Raw genomic sequence first — 21,500 nt, 5'->3', positions numbered from 1 at the left:
CATACTTTTGCAGCCAAATCCAGAAATGTATATGCGACATCTTTTCACACTGCTATTCCTTTGTCTTTCGCTCCCCACGCTGGCTCATGTCCAAAAGGACACCATCACGAGCAGGCTAGAATCTCCCTACGAGACCCTAAAGACCTTCTCGACCAACATCAAATCAGGGAGCAGAAATCTACCCGCTGCTTCTATCGTTTTTAACAACCCATCACTCAAACAAGAAGAGAAAGAAAAATATGCTGTCAAACTAGAGCAAATTTTAGAAGGAGCAGGCATATTCATATTTTTCGACGAAGTGCCAAAGAGTAAAGACTACTATGACTCGCTGACCAACGAGTACCGCTATGTCATCAATAAGAACTACCCCGAAATTTTCATAGAGAAGCGTCGGGGACGATGGCAGTTCCAACCTCCTGAAATCGCTCAAATCGATTCGGTACATAAAGAAATATTCAAATTCGGGACAGATTTTCTCATCAGCGAAGAAGTCAAAGAAAGTGTCCTAGGCATGAAAATCCTAGGGCTTAAACTGTGGCAAATCATAGGAATCGCAGCGATTTTGTTCGCCAGTTTTTTAATAAAACATATCTTTGCCCTCCTATTCGAGCGTGTTTTCATTTCCCTTCTCGACCGTTTCAAACAGAAAAATATTGGCAGCAAATATTTACTTCCTGTCACCAAGCCGATCGGCATGATCTGCGTATTTATATTCATCAGCATGGTCTATCCACTCCTACAGCTCCCACAGATCGTCGGGTACTATGTAGTCATGGCACTCAAGGGACTTATCCCTCTCTACGGAATGATCTCACTTTACCGGCTGGTCAATGTTCTAGAAGTCTACTTGACCCGTCTTGTCAGCCGTACAGAAAGCAAACTGGACGATCAGCTCGTACCGCTACTCAAGAAGATTCTACGCGCCATGGTCATCGTAGCAGGTGTACTCATCATCTTGCAAAACATGAATGTCCCCATCCTTCCGCTCCTGACAGGGCTTTCTATTGGAGGTCTGGCATTCGCTTTGGCAGCTCAGGATACCATCAAAAACTTTTTCGGTTCGATGATGATCTTCATAGATAAGCCTTTCCAGATCGGAGATTGGATCACAGCAGGTGATGACATAGACGGCATGGTCGAAGAAGTCGGGTTTCGATCGACTAGAATCCGGACATTTAGGAACTCTGTGATCTCTGTCCCGAACGGTCAGTTAGCAGACAGCACCATCGACAACAATGGCCTAAGACAATACCGAAGGTTTCGTACAATGCTGGCGATCACCTATGATACACCTCCAGAACGCATCGAGGTATTTGTGCAGGGGCTAGAACAAATCCTCCTACATCACCCAAACACCAACAAGGACAACTATGAGATTCACCTCAGTGAGATGGGCTCGCACTCGCTTGACATTCTGTTCTATATCTTTTTCTCAGCACCTACTTGGTCAGACGAGTTAAAATTCAAGCAAGAGATTATTTTGGAAATCCTAAAATTAGGCAGAGAGCTGAGTGTTCATTTTGCGTTCCCAACACAGACACTACACGTTGAAAATCTGCCAGGGCAAGCCAGTCTTTCGCCAGAATACACGCTAACCAAGGAGGACCTTCAGGCTAGGCTTAACAAATATTTCAATATGGAAGCTAAGGCTTAGGTTTGATCATCAAAAACATCGCATAGATCGCCGCTATAGTCAATACTATACTGGCGATCATGCCATGATCATAGTGCACAGCATCTCGAAGCTGGTGCGCTTGACTACCCACCCACACAAAGAACAAAGTCCGAGGCAACATCCCAATCAGTCCACCCCAAAAGAAACTAGCCAATCGGATTTTAGCAGCTGAAAGCACCACGTTCATGAGAGCGAAAGGCAAAGCGGGTGACAACCGTGCCAACAATGTCGTCATCACCTGCTTGTCGAGTACGTTATCAAAATAGCCCGCAGATTTGGGATAGTAACTGATAATTTGGTCGACAAACCCGCGGTTGATCCCTCGTGCCAGTATGTAGCCCAAAAGGGATGCGCCTTGGTAAGCAACTACCACACCGATCAAACTTTCCATCCCAATAAAATAGCCACTGAGCAAAGCAATGTAAGTTGTCGGAGTGATGGCCAGTGCCATCGTCAGCATGGTGCATGCGTAGAACAATAGCCACTGCCATGTCACCATATTAGCGATCAGTTCCTCCGCTCCGAGCAAAAAATATCCACTCACCAACGAAGTACCTATCGGCACAATCGCCATCCAAGCCATCAATACGGCCATGCGTCGGTTTTCCCTAAAAAGTCTAAATATTCGTAGCTGAGTCAATCTTCCAAATGTCATGATGAATTATAATTGCGAATATCTGATATTGATTACTTTTGTCAATCACGAATCCTCAAAACAATTGATATTATTCGATCGGTTAGAGGGTAGAAATCCAAAATCCAACTCTTATGAAATTTGGTACCAAGGTCATACATGCGGGAATAGAGCCAGACCCCACCACTGGCGCGATCATGACTCCCGTCTATCAAACGTCTACCTTCGCTCAACCCTCTCCTGGCAAGCACAAAGGCTATGAATACGCACGCACTCAAAACCCAACACGCGACGTATTACAAAACAACCTCGCAGCACTAGAGAATGCAGCCCACGGGTTGGTCTTTGCTTCAGGTATGAGTGCCATAGACGCAGTGCTCAAACTACTCAAACCTGGGGATGAAGTTCTCACCTCTACTCATCTCTACGGTGGCACTTACAGATTATTCACCCAGACTTATCAAGATTTTGGGATTAAGTTCAAGTTCGTCGATATGCAGGAACTGAACCGTATATCCGAGCACTTCAATGAGCATACCAAACTCGTTTGGATAGAAACACCATCCAACCCAATGATGAACATCATAGACATCAAAGGGTTAGCTGGCGTTTGCAAAAAATTCAACGCGCTATTTTGCGTAGACAACACCTTTGCTACACCCTATCTCCAAAACCCCGTGACATTGGGTGCTGATATCGTGATGCACTCGGTGACCAAATACATCTCAGGACACTCGGACGTGATCATGGGCGCACTCATGACCAATCACCACGACCTCTACGAAAAGCTCGCTTTCAACCAAAACTCTACTGGGGCAGTACCCGGACCACAGGACTGCTTTCTAGCACTGAGAGGAGTCAAAACCCTCCACATCCGAATGCAGAGACATTGTGAAAACGGTCGAAGAATTGCACATTTCCTCAAGTCTCATCCCAAAGTGAGTAAAGTCTACTGGCCTGGGTTCGAAGAGCACCAAAACCACATGGTAGCCAAAAGGCAAATGAGTGATTTTGGTGGTATGATTGCCTTTGTACTCAAGGATGACAAAATCGAACCCGCCATCCAAGTGATGGAAAAACTAAAGCTATTTACCCTTGCCGAATCCCTCGGAGGAGTGGAGTCGCTGGTCGGTCATCCAGCCAGCATGACCCACGCAAGTATCCCGAGAGAAGAACGCATCAAGTCGGGACTAAAAGATTCGCTCATTCGTCTGAGTGTAGGAATAGAAGATGCTGAAGACCTAGTCACAGACCTAGAACAAGCCCTCGGCAAATAGCTGATTACATGATTGATTGCATGCTGAAAGACAAACTACTACAAAACAAAGGGCAGTACTTATTCTACGGACTGACTCCTCCCAAATACACCACTGACAAAGAGAAGATACAAGCGATCGCTGACAAGCAGATCGCTCGACTCAGGGACATCAAACTAGATGCACTGGTATTGTACGACATACAAGATGAGTCCTCTCGCACCGATGTGCCTAGACCATTTCCCTACATGCAGACTCTGGATCCAGGCGTGTATAGTGCACAATACCTCACCGCACTCGACATCCCAAAGATCGTCTACAAGAGTGTCGGCAAATTCACCCCGGACAGCTTTCAGGATTGGCTCAAAGAGAACCCCAATAAAATAGAATACTCTGTTTTTGTAGGGTCTCCGTCTGCGCAAGAGAATGGACTCACTCTACAGGAAGCCTATGCCGCACGTCTCGCCTCTGCCTCCGAAGTGCTCATCGGTGGTGTCACCATCCCAGAGCGTCATTTCAAAAAGGAAGACGAACACCTGCGGGTGACCCGAAAAATCGAAAATGGCTGTAGCTTTTTCATCTCCCAGTGCGTCTACAGTATAGACAATGCCAAAGACTTTCTATCAGACTACTACTACCACTGCCTAGAGACCAAGACTCCTTTGGCTCCTATTATTTTCACCCTCACGCCCTGTGGTTCGCTCAAGACCCTACAGTTCATGGAGTGGCTGGGGATTTACATCCCTAAGTGGCTCAGAAATGACCTCAAGCACTCCGAAAACATTCTCTTTCGCTCGGTGGATATCTGCAAGACTGTCGCCAAAGAACTGCTGGAGTACAGTCGTGTCAAAGGCATCCCGATAGGATTCAACATCGAAAGCGTCGCGATTCGCAAAGCAGAAATAGATGCCTCGATAGAACTCCTCCGAGAGATTGAAATGATGCAGCGTGCGTCAGCATTGAAGAATGAGCTACTCGCTGGCAACTCCTGATCGACACGCCCAACCACGACTCCTTTCATTTTGAGAAGAATAAAAATTGCGCTATTCCGTGCTTTTTTGTAAATTTCATAAAAAACTAACAGTTGTTAGTTTTTTATGCTACCCCAAAATGACACCCCTATGTTGGAAAACAAAACACCCTATGATTTCCCAACCGAGCCCATGCATCAGGCTTATGACGAGTATACACCTGAACATTTCGAGGTTTGGCGGTTGCTCTATCAGAAACAAATTACCATCCTAAAGGACAGAGCTTCCTCTGCCTATCTAGATGGGCTAGACATCTGTGGTTTCACTGCGGACAAAATCCCTCGACTGGAAGAAACCAACGCCTACCTGAAACAAGCGACAGGTTGGCACCTATACATCGTCCCAGGCCTGATCGCTGACCGACCCTTTTTCGAGTTCTTGCACAACAAACATTTCCCAGTCACCACCTGGCTAAGAGATCTATCCCAACTAGAGTATCTCGAAGAACCAGACATGTTTCACGACGTGTTTGGACATGTCCCCTTGCTCAGCAACCCACATTTCAGTGCGTTCATGAAGGGACTGGCCGCCATCGTGCTCAAACACATCGATAGTCCACAAGCGATTGAACTGATGAGCAGACTGTATTGGTTTACAGTAGAGTTTGGATTGATCAGAGAGGATGGGGAAATCAAAATCTATGGCGCAGGCATCGTGTCCTCTCCTGGCGAATCGCTCTATGCCCTAGAAGACCCCAACGTGCCACGCATCCCCTATGATGTATCGACTGTACTCGACACGCCCTTTTACAAACACGACTTCCAAAAGCAATACTTCGTCATCGACAGCTACCAGACTCTCTTTGATAGCCTGCCCGAGCTAGAAGTCTGTATAGAGGAAAGGGTGTGAATGAGCGGGAACTAAAGTAAAAACAATTCTATTTGCATGACTCAAGAACACACACACGAAAGGCGAGAGGGTTTCTCCCAGAATCAGATATCAAATCATCAGCTGCAAGGTACTTATCTAAATACCTGTTTTGGGGAGGTGTAAGACTTCCCTCATTCCTAAAAATGACTGAAGTCTTCGAAGACATTCCTCCCTATCCGCAAACAGATCAATACATGTACGGATTTCATAATCATTCAATTACTTGATACTAAGTCTATCTGCGTGATCTCTAAATAATAATAATGCTGTTCAGCGATAACCTGAGCGGGAGTTTTGTCATACGCTTTGTAGCATCCACTGAATAGCACCTATTGACCATCGACTTGATATTCTTCTTCTAAGGAGCAAAGTATGCCTACATCTTGACTGTCTATCGTCCCCTCTATCGAGGAGTAAATAGCGTAGGCTACCTCTTCACTATGATAATATATGACCCCAGTGTGATCCGTTTCTTCCTTTACCAAATCGGTCTCTCCACAGACACCTACTTCGTCACTTGTTTCTTCTTGACATCCGCTTGCCAGAATCATGAGACAAAACACTAGAAAAACTACAACTTTGATTTTCATGACATTGAATGTCTTGGGAGTTATAAACAAGGTGACTGTTGTCAATACTCCACTAACACAATATAACTAAAATCCATAGTCGAACTAAGAAATACATGAACCAAGCCTAGACAACTTACAAAGGCTCTGTTCAAGCCAGTTCATTGTCCAATCTGACCACTCATATAAGTCCCCTGACTTATTGCTGACAAATTTGCGATATTAGCACACATAGATTCTACTATTATGCGCTACGTACTCCTTTCTTTATTGCTCTTCGCGGCTCAACTGAGCACAGCACAAACCTACGACAGACAAGACAGCCTACGTGGCACGATCACGCCGGAGCGTGTCTGGTGGGACCTGACCTACTACCACCTGACCGTGGAGGTACTGCCAGAGCGCAAAAGCCTCGTGGGTAGCAACCTGATCCAGTACGAAGTGTTAGAACCACATCAGGTCATACAGGTCGATCTACAGCCTCCACTGAAGATCACCCAGGTGACACAAGATGGAAAAGTGCTTGATTTCAAATCCGAAGGCAATGCACATTTCATTTCACTCCAAAAAGAACAAAAAAAGGGTGCTACAGAGTCCATCGTCGTGACCTATAGCGGCCAACCGAGAGAAGCAGTCCACGCGCCGTGGGATGGCGGCATCAGTTGGAAGAAGGACGAAAAAGGCAAGCACTTCATCGCCAGCTCTTGCCAAGGGCTGGGCGCATCGGTCTGGTGGCCATGCAAGGATCACATGTACGACGAAGTGGACAGCATGCTGATCAGTGTAGAGGTGCCCAAAGGCCTCATCGACGTATCCAACGGACGCCTCGTCAAGACAGAGGAAAACAAAAAGAAAAAAACGAAGACCTATCACTGGGCAGTCTCCAACCCCATCAACAACTATGGCGTCAATATCAACATCGGCAACTACACCCACTGGCACGAGACCTATGCGGGAGAAAAAGGGACGCTGGACATAGACAACTGGGTACTCCGATACAACGAAAAAAAGGCGCGTGCGCAGTTCAAAGAAAACCACCGCATGCTAGAAGCCTTCGAGCACTGGTTCGGCCCCTACCCCTTCTACGAGGATGGATTCAAACTCGTAGAAGCGCCCTATCTCGGCATGGAGCACCAAAGCTCCGTTACCTATGGCAATAAATTTGCGAATGGCTATCTGGGCAGGGATCTGAGTGGTACAGGCTGGGGACTCAAATTTGATTTCATCATCATCCACGAGTCAGGACACGAGTGGTTTGCCAACAACATCACCCATCGTGATGCGGCTGACATGTGGATACACGAGAGTTTCACGGCCTACTCCGAGGGGATATTTGTAGAGTACTTCTACGGCACAGATGCGGGTAGGGAGTATGTACGCGGCACCAGAATGAACATCGCCAATGCCTACCCCGTCATCGGAGACTATGGCATCAACGCCGAGCATCACGATTCGGATGTGTACTACAAAGGCGCCAACATGCTCAACACCCTACGCAGCTGGATCAATGATGACGTACTATGGCGTGAGATTCTGCGCGGACTGGGGGAGGAGTTTTACCATCAGACGGTCACCAGTCAGCAGATAGAAAACTACATCAGTCAAAAAGCGGACTTAGACTTAGCCGCGTTCTTTGACCAATACCTGCGAGATACACGCCTACCGATTTTGGAATACTACAGCAAAGACGAAATCCTAAACTACCGCTGGACCAATACGGTGGATGGGTTTAACATGCCGATCCAAGTGACGATAGATGGCGTAGCGCGAACCCTAACCCCACAGGCAGGAACATGGCAACAGGAGATGGGGACGGCATTAGTCGTCGACCCGAACTACTACATCGCGGAGATGAAGATAAAATAAATGACGATAATGATGATCGTTTGGGTATGACGAGAGGGCAAATATTTGAGGCGCTCTAGGTTTGTTTGCTCTACTATGCGCTGTCCTTTTGTCTAGGTACTAAAATCTAAAAAGCTAGTAATCTAAGTTTGATTTTAACTTTCATTAAAACCGTCTCTGAAATGCATCAATCGTACTATGTCTTCAAGCCAGATAGGCTCTTCCTTTTTTCATTGCCAAAAAAGGAAGCAAAAAGACTAGAAAATTTCAAACCTCGCTTCGCTCAAACAGTGAAATTTTCGAAATAATCTTTCCTCTCGATAGATCAAACCTCAGTTTATGAAGTGCTAAATATCAGACCATTGATCTAGGTTCTAAAATCTAAAAAGCTATATCAATCCATTTTCTTTGGCGTACTGCACGACCTGTACGCCTTTGTTCATGTCGAGTTTGCGCATGAGATTGCGGCGATGCGTCTGCACGGTGAGGTCTGAGATGAACAACTTCTCACCAATCTCTGTACTGGTCAGCCCCTCTGCCATAAGTCGTATCACATCGATTTCTCGTGCGCTCAACTTGTGTTGTTTGATCTCCTCATCAGATTTAAACTCCCTGAGCCTGTCATAATAGGGCTGTCCACTCATGACCCGATTGATCGCTCCAATCAGTTCTTTACCCGTGTTGTTTTTGAGTAAACATCCATCGATTCCTATTTTGAGTATCTCATCTACAAATGACTTTTGCGCAAACATGGTCAAGATGATGATTTTGAGAGTGGGGTACTTCTTTTTCAGTTTCCGTGCACACGTGATTCCGTCCATGACGGGCATGTTGATATCGAGAATCACCATATCCACTTCATTCGCTGCGACGAATGCCAGTACCTCTTCGCCATTGGCGGCTGTACCGACTACCTGCACCTGCTCGTCCGAACTCAGGATCACTTCTAACCCTTCCATGACGATGGCATGATCGTCCGCTAACAACACTTTGATTTCGCTCATAATGGTATATCTATTATACAAGTGGTACCTCTTCCCAGACCTGATTCCATCGTGATCTGCCCCTCTAGCTTCGCTACTCGAGATTTAATATTTTTCAGCCCCAGTCCTCGCTCATACTCCTCGACATTGACCATCCCAATCCCATCGTCCTCAAAGATGACGTTGAGATGCCCCTTGGCCTCTGATACATCGATGTTTAGATTCTTGGCCTTGGCATGTTTGAGGGTATTGTTCACCAGCTCCTGAATGATACGGTAGAGATTCAGACTCACATGTCCCTCTAATTCGGTCGTGATCTGAACTTCTACATGGACCGAGATCGTGTGCGACTCATTGAGTGCCCCAGCCAGTTCGTGAATCGCAGAGGCCAAGCCAAAATGCATCAGTGCCTCCGAATGTAGACTATGCGAAATCTGACGTGTCGCCTCGGTGGCTTTCGTAGCGACCTCCGATATCTTCTTGGCGATCAGGTTCAGCGACGCTGGGTCAGTCTTTTGGGGAATAGTGTCCGAGAGCATATTGAGCGTCACGAGCATACTACCAAGGTTATCATGTAGCTCCTCGGCTACTTCTCTGTAGGCCTTGTCCTTACCTGCCAGCATCGCGTAGGCAGATTTCAACTCTTGCTTTTTGAGTAAATCCTCGATCTCCTGATACTCTAGCTTCTTCTTGATCAGCTTGCGTTGATAGAGATAGATAAACAAGACGATGGAGGTGACCAAAAACAGCATCCCACTCGTCCCCAAGATGAGCACCATCTCCACATTCAATTGACTACTCTGGCTTTCCATAGACCTAAGGCAAAAAGGATGTTTTTTAGAATGTTACCGAGGTGCACTATTAGCATTGAATATTTCGGATTGTTCACTATTTCAGAACTCATCAACCACAGGAAGAAAGACCCTGCTGTATAGAAAATAAAACCTATGACTATCCAAAACAGTGGTGTGTTCTCCAAAAAAATTTCTGTATCACTTTGAAACACTTGCAAAAAGTACAAGATACAAAGTCCCATTACCAGTATGTTTTTCATTGACAGTACTTCGCCCCAAATAACATGAACACCAACAGAATAACAATAATATCCCGACATGACCAGTATAATTCCAAGCATAAAATAGGATACCAACCTGTGATTCAAAATCCTACTAAAAAAGAAAAAAACTAAAATTGTATCGAGTAAGTTATAGGTATTGACAATCCAATAGGTAGAATGTCCAGTGAGATGATAATAGCCAAACGAACCAACATCCGACAAGAATGAAAGTCCTATAATCACACTCAAAACTTTCAAGTTGAAATTGAACGAGCGAAACATTAATCCCATTATGAATAATGGGATTAATGGGGAGCTAATCGATCCATAAAGGAATAGTTTAGTCATTTAGAATAATTAGCAATCATCTGGGCAAATGGCACTGTTATTAAAAGCTGTACCGTCTTTTTCTTTGTTCAGTTTACCTGGCAATCCCTCACAAAAATCCTCAAGGACTTTGTTCTTCTCATTAACAGGAAACATTGTGCAATCAATATAGCTAATCATACCTCCCATTGAACCCGCTCTCTTGTTTAGAAATAGACCAACACCTGCAATATTAGCATCACAATTTTCATTCAAGCTGTCGTAGAGCGTAACCATCTCCCGCATTGTACCCAGAGTGTAGTAAAAACTTCTAGAAAATGACAGGTCCAGCGGTATCCGATCCTCTACATATTTAAACACCTTATCTAATTTCTTTACTTCGCCTTTCACCTCTCCTTCTCGCTTCTTAGATAGCCGTTTACCTCTTGGCCCCATGAGGAACTCTTCACGAAGCTTCTCTTTCAACTGAGCTTTTTGCTCTTTAAGCTCTTCAAGCTCCTCTACAGACAGAATTGGCAGATCCAAAGCTCTATAATAGCCCAACTCTTCTTCGAGGGACATAAAGCCCCCTTCTGGTTGGATCTGGTTGCATGATATCAAGCAAAAAAGAACAACTCCAAAAACAATTAAATTTCTCATTTCATTCTAAGTTTAATTATAGTTAATTATTGAAAGTACAGCTATGACCGTAGAAATCAAAATTGTCTACGTTGATCCAGAAAGTAAATACCCTAAACACAGTATTCGTAGAAGACGAAAACCAAAAAAGCCCTGAATGTGTATTCGGGGCTCTTTGAATATTATCTAATGAGAAGATCAATTACTTATCGTCCTTCTTTTTAGTCGGAGTAGACTTTGGTTTAGCGATTGACTCACGCATCTCGGTGTCTGCTTTGATGTTGTCCATCTTATAGTAATCCATGATGCCCAAGTTACCTTCTCTAAATGCCTCAGCCATCGCCTTTGGAATCTCAGCTTCTGCCTCGATCACCTTCGCACGGGCTTCTTGTGCTTTGGCTTTCATTTCTTGCTCGACCGCTACTGCCATCGCTCTTCTTTCTTCTGCCTTAGCCTCTGCTACTTTCAAGTCTGCCGCTGCTTGGTCTGTTTGCAGATCTGCACCGATGTTCTTTCCTACATCCACATCTGCGATATCAATAGATAGGATCTCAAACGCCGTACCCGCATCCAGTCCTCTTGACAGTACCAATTTCGAAATTTTATCTGGGTTCTCTAACACATCCTTGTGCGTCACTGCCGAACCAATAGAGGTCACAATACCTTCCCCAACTCTCGCCAGGATCGTATCTTCACCTGCTCCGCCGACGAGTTGCGTCAGGTTGGCACGTACCGTCACTCTCGCTACAGCGATCAATTGAATACCATCAGATGCTACTGCTGCTACTCGTGGAGTAGTGATTACTTTAGGGTTAACAGAAATCTGAACCGCCTCGAAGACGTCTCTACCCGCTAGGTCGATCGCTGCTGCTTGGTTAAACTCCAACTCGATGTTGGCCTTATCGGCAGAAATCAATGCCTTGATCACTGAAGGCACATGCCCTCCTGCGAGATGGTGTGTCTCTAGTTCGCTAGAGGTCACTTGCAAACCTGCTTTGGTCGCCGTGATCAGTGAATTAACAACCAGTGATGGCGGCACCTTTCGGATTCTCATGAATACCAGCTCGAACAAGCCGACTTTCACTCCCGAAAACTGCGCTGTAATCCACAGCCCTAGTGGCACAAAGTACAAGAAAACGAAAAATCCTACGACCGCTATAATGGCGTAGATAGCATAATACATCATGTCTATTCAGTTAAATTAGTTCTACGTATATTTTGTTTTGTTCCATCTTGATAATCTTGATGGCCTTTTGTTGTTCTATAAAATTGCCCAAAGATCGTACCTCATACACGATCCCGTCAAACTCTCCTTTCCCGATCGGCTTGAGCGAAGAAACGGTCATTCCTTCCAGCCCTACCGTTAGGGAAATATTTCTATTCTCATTCACCTTAGACTGAATACTACCCTTGAGTGCAAACCGCTTCCAAGTGTTCGATTTGAAACTCACGATAATAGCTGCAAACCCAGCAACAACAGATACAGCTAGTACCCAATGCCCCGTTTCAGCCCCAAACAACTCATAGCTATGATAGATGCCATATCCTCCTACGAGAAAACCACCAATCCCAACTATAGTCGTCCCCGGTACGAAGATAATCTCCAGAATAATCAGGGCAATGCCTGTTAAGATTAGTAAACAAATGATAATCCAGTCTATCAAAGTAAAGGTCTTTTTTTGGTTGCCTAATATACAGCTATATCTCACGTACATTACGTGTCTATACTAGAAAAGTCGCCAATCTCTTGACGACTTTTCTACATTTATCTAATACGCTTTCGCAAAAACGACTCTCCCCTTAGAAGGAGCACCAGAATAGACGCATTTCCCTTCTTCCTCTACTTGATCGATAGGAATACAACGTATGGTCGCTTTGGTTTCGTTTTTGATTTTCTCTTCGGTCTCCGCCGTGCCATCCCAGTGCGCATAAACAAACCCGCCCGCTTCACTAGAGATGATTTTCTTAAACTCATCGTAGCTATCTGCCTTGAACGAGTGCTCTTCGCGGTATTTCAGCGCTTTCTGATAGATCGTGTCTTGGATATTATCGAGCAGTACTGAAATATTCTGCGCAAAGTCATCATCCATTGGCATGACATTTTTCTCCAAGAGGTCTCTTCTAGCTACCTCTACTGTACCGTTCTCCAAATCCTTCGGCCCAATTGCGATCCGCACAGGTGTGCCTTTCAGTTCATACTCAGCAAATTTCCATCCCGGCTTATGAGTATCTCTATCGTCATATTTGACACTAATACCGAACTTCTTCAGATCTGCTTTGATCTTATTGGCTACCTCAGATATCTCTGCCAGTTGTTCTTCACTTCTAAATATAGGTACAATCACCACTTGGAATGGTGCCAACTTAGGCGGCAATACTAACCCATTGTCATCCGAATGCGCCATGATCAATGCGCCCATGAGTCGCGTACTCACTCCCCATGATGTTCCCCAGACGTACTCCATCGCCCCACCTTCTTTATTCGCGAACTTTACATCGAAAGCCTTCGCAAAATTCTGTCCCAAGAAATGCGACGTACCTGCTTGCAGTGCTTTGCCATCCTGCATCAGAGCCTCTATACAGTAGGTGTCCTCCGCACCAGCAAATCGCTCACTCTCCGTCTTCACACCCTTCAGTACAGGTAGCGCCAGGTACTCCTCAGCAAATGTCGCATAGACATTCATCATCTGTACCGTCTCGTCGATGGCTTCTTGTCTGGTGGCATGGGCGGTATGCCCTTCTTGCCATAGAAACTCAGCAGTTCTTAAAAACAAACGAGTTCTCATCTCCCAACGTACTACGTTAGCCCATTGGTTGATCAACAAAGGCAGGTCACGATATGACTGAATCCAATTTTTGTAAGAGTTCCAAATCACCGTCTCAGATGTAGGTCTGACAATCAGCTCCTCCTCCAGTTTGGCATCTGGATCGACAACTACGCCATTTCCATTTTCATCATTTTTCAATCGATAGTGTGTCACTACGGCACACTCTTTAGCAAACCCTTCTACATGATCAGCCTCTTTGCTCAAGTATGATTTGGGAATGAAAAGCGGAAAATATGCATTGCTATGTCCTGTATCCTTGAACATCTCATCGAGTGTCGCTTGCATTTTTTCCCATATAGCATAACCATAGGGCTTGATCACCATGCAGCCACGGACCGCTGAGTTTTCTGCTAGATCTGCTCTTTTCACTAATTCATTATACCACAGCGAATAATCCTCGCTTCTTTTTGGTAATCCTTTGCTCATCTTGATTTTGTATTCTTTGGTATGAAAATTGCTAATTTCTTGATGAAATTACGTGACAAATATAATTGTTTGCCGTATAATATAACCGAAAGTATCATCATTTAGCAGGAGGTCACTATGAAACGAATCTACTTTAACATCGCCAACCTATCATTAGGTGTTTTACTACTGGGAAGCCAAATTCCCGTCATGGCACAAGAGTACGACGACATGTACTTCACTGCTGCGGATAGAGAAAAAAAGGAAAAACAAGAAGAAGCCCAAGCCAAAGACTCGCAAGAGACAATCAGTGCTTATAATACCAATACCTATTCTAACACCTATGCGGACAAGCAAGTCAACCCTGACTACATCCAAAAATACAAGGATGAGACAAATACGGTCGCATCAGAGGCCTATGCAAATGCGCCCATCTACTCAGATCAAGACTACTATGTAGAAGAATATGACAACAACTACTCTGGTGCAGACTACAGCTACAGTGCACAGCAGCAGCCGACCACAGTCGTCAACAACTACTATGGTGGTAATGGGTATGGTGGTGGATACCCAGCCTACGGTGGGTACGGAGGATATGGACCCTCATGGGGTATCGGCTATGGTTCAGGCTTTGGCTGGTCCATGAGCATGAGCTACGGATGGGGATTTGGCGGTGGATTTGGTGGCGGATATGGCTACTACGATCCGTTCTACTATGACCCGTTCTACTGTCCAGTATACAGCTACAACAGATATAGATGGTATTCTCCCTACTATGGTGGTGGATACTATGCCTACAACAATGGGTATTACAACGGTTTCTATGATGGCTATTACTCTTCTCGAAACGTCTCTAGAGGTGCGAGATACAGCCGTGGGTCGAATGTTTCTAGCGACAATGGCCGTATTAGTAGACTTTCATCTGTAGAGCCTACCCGCTCATCAGCTAGCAGAACATCGGGAACCAGTGAATCATCCAATGCCAGAGTGGCCTCATCCTCTTCGAGGACTCGCACATCGAATAGCAGTGTGCGATCTGCCAGCAGTGCAGCGAGAAGCCGTTCATCACAAAACGAATACGTAGCAAACAGCAGAACGTCTAGTTCGTCAAGAGGGCGCACGACAGCTAGCCAGAGCACAACTAATACTAGAAGAAATAGTGCCACAAGACCTGCACCGAGCAGCAGTCAATCAAACTCATACCAGAGAGCAAGCAGAACCTCTACGAGTACAAACAGTAATAGTAGAAACACCAGCACTCGCACACGTACGCAGCCTACAAGCACGCAGACACAGACGCGCACCAGAACGTCTAACAGTAGTTATTCTTCTCCTGCTCCGTCAAGAAACACCCAACAGCGTAGTAGTTCACAGTCGAGCAGTGGATCGAGAAGCTCCTACAGCAGTAGCCCATCTAGATCAAGTAGTAGCTACTCTAGTGGCTCTAGATCGTCTGGCAGTTCATCGGGTTCTAGAAGCTCGTCAGGGTCAAGAAGTTCATCAGGATCGAGAAGCAGCGGGTCTAGTTCTTCATCGAGCCGAAGCAGACGCTAGTACGTAACACATTAACATTAACTCAAATTCACACTGCATGAAGTCCATGACAATGTCAAAAGTTATCTTGTCATCAGTTATTCTGATGCTTTGCGTCACACAAATCCGTATCGCGCAAGCGCAAGAAGGGGCATACGGGTATTACAATGATGCGCTGCTGTTTAGCAGAACCTACTATGGAGGTACTGCGCGTATGCAAGCCATCGGTGGCGCACAAGTATCTCTGGGAGGAGACATGAATGCTGCCTATGTTAACCCTGCGGGGCTAGGCTCTATCCGCCAATCTGGCATCACAGTGACGCCGTCTCTGGACTTCAACAATACAGATGCACAGTATTTTGGCAACAATACGCATGATTTCAAAGCCAATTTTAATTTCGCCAACCTAGGGATTGCCTTTAGCATGCCTAATGAGGATGAAAACTCACCCTTCAAGGGCGGGACATTTGCCATCACCATGACCCGTACCAACAACTTTCATGGTCAGTATAACTATGATGGGTTTAACACGACGGAAGTCGGAAAATCCTCTATCATAGACTCCTACATCGATGGAGCATGGGGAATACAAGAAGACAATCTAGGAGGAATAGAATATGATGCTTACCAGAGCTATCTTATCAATCCAGAAACATTAACTGATGATGCTACAGGCTCGTCCTTTACAGGTTACTACAAGCTAATCGGTGATCAACCTAGACAAGTCGAAAAAATCAGAACCACTGGCGCACAATACGAATGGAACTTCGCAGGCGGTGCTAATATTAATGATATTTTTTACTTTGGCGGTGGACTAGGCATCACCACCATCAATTACTTTTCTGAACAAACCTTTACCGAATCTGAATACTTCTACGATGGAAGCATAGATCCAGCCATTAACTCACATCGTCTTATTAATACACTGCGAATTGACGGCACTGGTCTCAATGGTACACTCGGCATAATAGTTCGTCCCATTCCTATTCTACGTGTAGGTGCCTCATTTAAGACACCAACTATCTACGGCATGTACGACACTAGCTCTGAAGATTTTTTAGTCGATTGGAACAACAACTTCGTCTTTAATATCGATGGAAATGACATGACGCTGGATGATTATGCACCTGAAGGTGGGCCTTATTATTCTGAATCCAAGTACAGCTTATCTACTCCTTGGAAATTCTCTACGGGAGCTTCTATATTTCTGGGAAAATCAGGTTTCTTGTCAGCTGACGTAGAATTCACGGACTATTCTAGTGCTAACTTGTCGTCAAACGATTTCTCTACCACTGCGGACAATAATGAAATTCAATCACGTTATCAAAACGCTATGAATATTCGTATAGGAGGCGAGTTTAGAATCACCAACCAATTCATGGTACGTGCGGGATATGCCCATGATGGTGATCCATACCGATATAGCTCAATAGACAATAGCATACAGAGAATATCTGGAGGCCTAGGCTATAGAACCAAAGACATGTTCATCGATCTATCTATAGTACACACGCAGTATGAGACTTTAAGGAGTCCTTACACGATATACAGCTTTGACGATCTGAATGAAGACATCAGTCCCTCCGCTCATATTGATCACAAAAATCTGAATGCATCGGTAACCTTTGGGTTTAACTTCTAGAGAGCGTCGAGATAGGCTATCACCTCGTCTATCTGAGAGTCTGTAGTGAAGTCAGCTTGCTCGTAGAAAGTGATGCGCTTCTCAAAAAGCACCTTCATATCTTCTACTATTTTCTCATCAGGAATAGCATTGACCAAGGGGCGAGAGGCTTTGTCCTCCATCACACGTGCTGCGATCGTTTCTACTGGCGTATTGAGAAATATCGTGGTACCAGACTGTTTCATCATATCCATATTCCCATTGAAGCAAGGCGCGCCACCTCCAGTAGCGATGAGCGATGGCTCATTGAGCTGAGTGATCATACCTAACGCATAAGTCTCGAACATACGAAACTGATCTTCACCTGCATCAGCAAAAATCTCAGGGATAGTCATGCCAGACATTTTTACGATTTGCTCGTCCAAGTCAAAAAACTGACGACCAATCTTTTCTGCGAGGATCTTACCAAAAGTACTTTTGCCAGATCCCGGCATACCAACTATAAATATTTTTTTAGGATAAGCCAATGGTCATTCACTGATTAATACTTCCTTGTATTGCATTTTGTGAAGCTGCGAATAATAACTGTCTTTCGCAAGTAATTTGTCATGAGTTCCACTCTCTTTTATCTCTCCATTGTCGAGTACGAGTATCTTATCCGCATGCTGTATCGTAGATAGTCTGTGTGCTATCACGATAGAGGTACGTCCTTTCATCATCTTATTGATGGCATTTTGGATCAACTCTTCTGTCTCTGTATCCACACTAGAAGTTGCCTCATCCAGTACGATAATCTTTGGATCATAGACCATCGCCCGTACAAACGAGATCAACTGACGCTGACCTACCGAGAGTGTGGCGCCTCGTTCCATCACATTGTACTCCAACCCTCCAGGCAGACGATCGATAAACTCCCTAGCCCCAACCAAATCAGCTGCTTCGATAATTTTCTCCAGCGGAATATCGGGATTACCCAAAGAGATATTGTCACGGATAGATCCCGAAAACAAGAACACATCCTGCAACACCACGCCTATATGCTGACGCAGTGCACTCAGATCATACTCCTTGATATCGACCCCATCAATCGCAATACTTCCCCGATTGATATCATAGAAACGACTCAGCAGATTGATCACCGACGACTTCCCTGCACCCGTAGCTCCCACCAAAGCAATCGTCTGACCAGACTCTACCTCGAAGTTGATATCCTTCAGTACATAATTCTCATCCTTGTAGGCAAACCAAACATCCTTGAAGGAAACACTACCCTGAAAATTATCCGGCACATAGTTCCCTTCATCTGGAATGTGTTCTTGGCTATCGAGTAATTTCATGATACGGTTGGAGCTCACGATCCCCATCTGTAGCGTATTGAACTTATCAGCGATCATTCGGATGGGACGAAAAAACATCATAATGTACATAATGAACGCAATCAGTTCTCCAGGTTTGAAGGCACTATCGATCATGTTGATCGCTCCATACCAAACCACCAGTCCAATACCGATCGCCTGTATCACCTCCGCTACTGGAAAGTACACCGAATAGTATAGCACAGACTTGATATTTGCGCGCCTGTGCTCTTGATTGATTTCTTTAAATTTTTTAAACTCCTCATCTTCGCTATTGAAAATCTGGACGATATTCATCCCCGTGATGTGTTCTTGGACGAATGAGTTGAGATTCGCCACGGCTGTTCTGACGTGATTGAAGGAGACTTTGATTTTCTCCTTGAAAATGTAGGTCGCAAAAATCAATACAGGCAACGTAGACAAACTCACCAACGTCAACTGCCAGTTGGTATAGAACATGAAACCCAAAATGAAAATCAGCTGCAGCAAGTCCCCAATCATCATAGCAATCCCCTGGCTAAACACGTCTGCTAGCGTCTCTATGTCTGACACATTTCTCGTCACAAGTCGTCCAATCGGCGTGTTGTCAAAAAATTTAAGCTTGAGTCGCTGTACATGAGCATAGAGCGTCGTGCGAATATCTCGAATGATATGCTGTCCCAGCCAACTCGACAAATAGGTATGGTAGTATTGCACAAAGGCCTGCACGACCAGCAACCCGACCAGTAGCCAAACCATTCGGATCAATCCATCATAGTCTCCATTGGCTACTTCTGTATCTATAGCGTACTGAATCAAATAGGGTCTAATCGGTACCAACACTGCTAGCGCAATGGTCAAAAATATCAGAAAATTGAACTGAACGATGTAAGGTTTAACAAACACAAATAGTCGTTTGAGCACCTGAATGTCTAAGATGTTGCCGCTGGGTGTTTCCTTCTTCAAAACCGAATGTTGATGTTATATATAAATATCCTCAGGGTAGATGATGTCTTTGAGGTAGAGTCCATGCGCTGGCACACTACGTCCAGCCTTAGTTCGATCTCTACTCGCCAATATTTCCTCAAAAGTATCCAAATTAATGTTGCCCTCACCGACTAGCAGCATAGTTCCTACCATGGCACGGATCATCCCTCTTAAAAATCTATTGGCACTAACGTGAAAATGGATTTCATCGTTGTACCGCTCCCATCTTGCATCGAATATTTGGCAATTAAAGTGGTTAACATCCGTCTGTACTTTGCTGAGACTTTCAAAGTCTGTCCAGTTTTTAATAATCTCACAACTGGCATTCATCAAATCTATATCCAATGATCGATAATGGTGATAAGACCGCAACTCTAAAAATGGGTTTTTGTGCTGATGGATACGATATAGATATGATCTCGATATCGCAGCAAAGCGTGCACTCGCTTCGTCGGTCACAACTCTCAACTCCAGCGCAGCTATATCACGTGGTAAGAGTCGGTTCAGCTTGTGACACAGCTCATCGGTATTTACCTCATCACTCAAATCAAAATGCACTACTTGATTCAAGGCATGAACACCTGCATCGGTCCTTCCACTACCAATAGTAGAGATTTCGCATCTGAGAATGGTAGACAGTGCCTCATTGAGCGTTTGCTGCACGGTCGAGGCATTGTTCTGCACCTGCCAGCCATGGTAGGCCGTCCCATCATACGAAATCTCTAAAAAATATCTCATCTAGATAACCCCGAGTTCCTTTCCTACTTTAGTGAATGCTGCTATGGCTTGATCCAAATGACTGATCTCATGTACGGCTGACAACTGGACTCTGATACGTGCCTGTCCCTGTGGTACAACTGGGTAATAAAACCCAATAACATAAATCCCTTCTTCTAACAATCGTGCTGCAAACTGCTGAGAAAGCACCGCCTCATACAACATGATCGGCACAATTGCCGAGTCTCCTGGTTTGATATCAAAGCCAGCGGCTATCATACCTTTTCTGAAATATGCTGTATTGCGCTCCAACTTGTCACGCAGTGTAGTCGTCTTGCTCAACATATCGATTACCTTGATAGAAGCTCCCACAATAGATGGTGCTACAGTATTCGAAAAGAGATAAGGTCTAGATTTTTGCCTCAGCATCTCTATGATTTCTTTGGGGCCCGAAGTGAAACCGCCTGATGCTCCACCCAGTGCCTTTCCCAGTGTACCCGTGATGATATCCACTCTACCCATCACGTCACGGTATTCATGTACCCCTCGACCAGTCTTGCCCATAAACCCCGTCGAGTGACACTCATCTGACATGACAACTGCATCATATTTGTCTGCTAGGTCACAGATTTTGTCCAACTGTGCAATCGTACCGTCCATAGAAAACACACCGTCAGTGACAATTATTTTGCACCGGGCATCCTTCGCCTCGATCAACTTGGCTTCTAAATCGGCCATGTCATTGTGCGCATAGCGGTAGCGCTCTGCCTTGCATAGACGGACACCATCTATAATAGAGGCATGGTTGAGCGCATCGGATATGATCGCATCCTCCGGCCCAAACAACGGCTCAAACACTCCACCATTCGCATCAAAAGCCGCCGCATACAATATCGTGTCCTCCATCCCGAGAAACTCCGAAATCTTATGCTCCAGTTCCTTGTGAATATCCTGTGTCCCACAGATGAACCGAACCGAAGACATCCCATAACCATGCGTATCAATGGCTTCTTTGGCAGCTGCCAATACTTCAGGGTTAGAAGATAGCCCGAGGTAGTTGTTTGCGCAGAAGTTAATCACCTCTTTGCCCTCAGTGGTTTTGATGTCCGCTCCCTGTGGCGTGGTGATAATTCGTTCTTTTTTGAACAGCCCTGCCGCTTCGATCTCTGCTAGATCCGCAGTTAGCTTGTTTTTTAGTGATTGATACATA

Annotated in this window: 19 protein-coding genes; 7 read left to right on the top strand and 12 right to left on the bottom strand. The window is 45.1% G+C overall.

Annotated features, from left to right (window positions below):
* Window positions 1-31: 31 nt before the first annotated feature.
* Window positions 32-1,654 carry a mechanosensitive ion channel family protein gene (locus tag BGP76_RS15760; protein ID WP_158584296.1) on the top strand — a complete coding sequence of 541 codons (1,623 nt, stop codon included), beginning with the start codon at window positions 32-34 and terminating at the stop codon, window positions 1,652-1,654.
* Here the strand turns inward: BGP76_RS15760 and BGP76_RS15755 are convergent.
* Window positions 1,644-2,330, bottom strand: coding sequence for a TVP38/TMEM64 family protein (locus BGP76_RS15755; protein WP_119845381.1), 687 nt, complete (start codon window positions 2,328-2,330; stop codon window positions 1,644-1,646). The two genes, BGP76_RS15760 and BGP76_RS15755, sit on opposite strands and share 11 nt — an antisense overlap.
* 113 nt (window positions 2,331-2,443) lie before the next feature.
* Between BGP76_RS15755 and BGP76_RS15750 the strand changes: the two genes are divergently transcribed.
* From BGP76_RS15750 to BGP76_RS15740, 3 genes are all read left to right on the top strand, one after another.
* Window positions 2,444-3,586 carry a PLP-dependent aspartate aminotransferase family protein gene (locus BGP76_RS15750; RefSeq protein ID WP_073121115.1) on the top strand — a complete coding sequence of 381 codons (1,143 nt, stop codon included), beginning with the start codon at window positions 2,444-2,446 and terminating at the stop codon, window positions 3,584-3,586.
* An 8-nt stretch (window positions 3,587-3,594) separates the two neighbouring features.
* Entirely contained in the window at window positions 3,595-4,557 is a 963-nt protein-coding gene (locus BGP76_RS15745) for a methylenetetrahydrofolate reductase (RefSeq protein ID WP_216011783.1), read from the top strand.
* A 129-nt stretch (window positions 4,558-4,686) separates the two neighbouring features.
* Complete coding sequence (locus tag BGP76_RS15740; RefSeq protein WP_255416146.1) at window positions 4,687-5,445, top strand: phenylalanine 4-monooxygenase; 759 nt, start codon at window positions 4,687-4,689, stop codon at window positions 5,443-5,445.
* Between the two features lie 350 nt (window positions 5,446-5,795).
* On the opposite strand, the gene BGP76_RS15735 is transcribed toward BGP76_RS15740, so the two are convergent.
* Window positions 5,796-6,056 carry a hypothetical protein gene (locus tag BGP76_RS15735; RefSeq protein WP_147407486.1) on the bottom strand — a complete coding sequence of 87 codons (261 nt, stop codon included), beginning with the start codon at window positions 6,054-6,056 and terminating at the stop codon, window positions 5,796-5,798.
* A 225-nt stretch (window positions 6,057-6,281) separates the two neighbouring features.
* On the opposite strand from BGP76_RS15735, the gene BGP76_RS15730 reads away from it, so the two are divergent.
* On the top strand, window positions 6,282-7,901 hold the full coding sequence (locus BGP76_RS15730) for a M1 family metallopeptidase (RefSeq protein WP_119845379.1): 1,620 nt from the start codon (window positions 6,282-6,284) through the stop codon (window positions 7,899-7,901).
* Between the two features lie 368 nt (window positions 7,902-8,269).
* On the opposite strand, the gene BGP76_RS15725 is transcribed toward BGP76_RS15730, so the two are convergent.
* From BGP76_RS15725 to proS, 6 genes are all read right to left on the bottom strand, one after another.
* Window positions 8,270-8,884, bottom strand: coding sequence for a response regulator transcription factor (locus tag BGP76_RS15725; RefSeq protein WP_119845378.1), 615 nt, complete (start codon window positions 8,882-8,884; stop codon window positions 8,270-8,272).
* Entirely contained in the window at window positions 8,881-9,675 is a 795-nt protein-coding gene (locus BGP76_RS15720; RefSeq protein WP_073121126.1) for a sensor histidine kinase, read from the bottom strand. The genes BGP76_RS15725 and BGP76_RS15720 overlap by 4 nt, the downstream gene beginning before the upstream one ends.
* Before the next feature lie 602 nt (window positions 9,676-10,277).
* Window positions 10,278-10,886, bottom strand: a complete 609-nt coding sequence (locus tag BGP76_RS15710; RefSeq protein WP_119845376.1) for a hypothetical protein — start codon at window positions 10,884-10,886, stop codon at window positions 10,278-10,280.
* A gap of 181 nt (window positions 10,887-11,067) precedes the next feature.
* A complete protein-coding gene (gene floA, locus BGP76_RS15705; protein WP_084190472.1) occupies window positions 11,068-12,048 on the bottom strand; it encodes a flotillin-like protein FloA in 981 nt (326 codons plus the stop codon).
* A 13-nt stretch (window positions 12,049-12,061) separates the two neighbouring features.
* A complete protein-coding gene (locus BGP76_RS15700; RefSeq protein ID WP_158584295.1) occupies window positions 12,062-12,529 on the bottom strand; it encodes an NfeD family protein in 468 nt (155 codons plus the stop codon).
* A gap of 105 nt (window positions 12,530-12,634) precedes the next feature.
* Window positions 12,635-14,119 carry a proline--tRNA ligase gene (proS, locus tag BGP76_RS15695; protein WP_073121134.1) on the bottom strand — a complete coding sequence of 495 codons (1,485 nt, stop codon included), beginning with the start codon at window positions 14,117-14,119 and terminating at the stop codon, window positions 12,635-12,637.
* Window positions 14,120-14,236: 117 nt separating this feature from the next.
* Here proS and BGP76_RS15690 point away from each other — a divergent pair, with 117 nt between their 5' ends.
* Both BGP76_RS15690 and BGP76_RS15685 read left to right on the top strand, forming a co-directional pair.
* Complete coding sequence (locus BGP76_RS15690; protein ID WP_147407485.1) at window positions 14,237-15,652, top strand: hypothetical protein; 1,416 nt, start codon at window positions 14,237-14,239, stop codon at window positions 15,650-15,652.
* Between the two features lie 52 nt (window positions 15,653-15,704).
* Window positions 15,705-17,273, top strand: a complete 1,569-nt coding sequence (locus BGP76_RS15685; RefSeq protein ID WP_158584294.1) for an OmpP1/FadL family transporter — start codon at window positions 15,705-15,707, stop codon at window positions 17,271-17,273.
* On the opposite strand, the gene BGP76_RS15680 is transcribed toward BGP76_RS15685, so the two are convergent.
* The 4 genes from BGP76_RS15680 to kbl are packed head-to-tail and all read right to left on the bottom strand — an operon-like array spanning window position 17,270 to window position 21,499.
* Window positions 17,270-17,779, bottom strand: a complete 510-nt coding sequence (locus BGP76_RS15680) for a shikimate kinase (protein WP_255416145.1) — start codon at window positions 17,777-17,779, stop codon at window positions 17,270-17,272. The two genes, BGP76_RS15685 and BGP76_RS15680, sit on opposite strands and share 4 nt — an antisense overlap.
* Window positions 17,780-17,782: 3 nt before the next feature.
* Window positions 17,783-19,552: an ABC transporter ATP-binding protein gene (locus BGP76_RS15675; RefSeq protein WP_119845373.1), complete on the bottom strand. Its 1,770-nt coding sequence runs from the start codon at window positions 19,550-19,552 to the stop codon at window positions 17,783-17,785.
* 15 nt (window positions 19,553-19,567) lie between these two features.
* Window positions 19,568-20,311 (bottom strand): tRNA pseudouridine(38-40) synthase TruA, encoded by a 744-nt coding sequence (gene truA, locus BGP76_RS15670; protein ID WP_119845372.1) that lies wholly within the window; start codon window positions 20,309-20,311, stop codon window positions 19,568-19,570.
* Window positions 20,312-21,499, bottom strand: a complete 1,188-nt coding sequence (gene kbl / locus BGP76_RS15665) for a glycine C-acetyltransferase (protein ID WP_073121147.1) — start codon at window positions 21,497-21,499, stop codon at window positions 20,312-20,314.
* Window position 21,500: the final 1 nt, after the last annotated feature.

Origin of the sequence: Reichenbachiella sp. MSK19-1 (assembly GCF_003590315.1) — a bacterium.
Lineage (GTDB): Bacteria > Bacteroidota > Bacteroidia > Cytophagales > Cyclobacteriaceae > Reichenbachiella > Reichenbachiella agariperforans.
The sequence above is the reverse complement of the archived record's forward strand: the minus strand, read 5'-3'. Positions and strand labels throughout refer to the sequence as shown.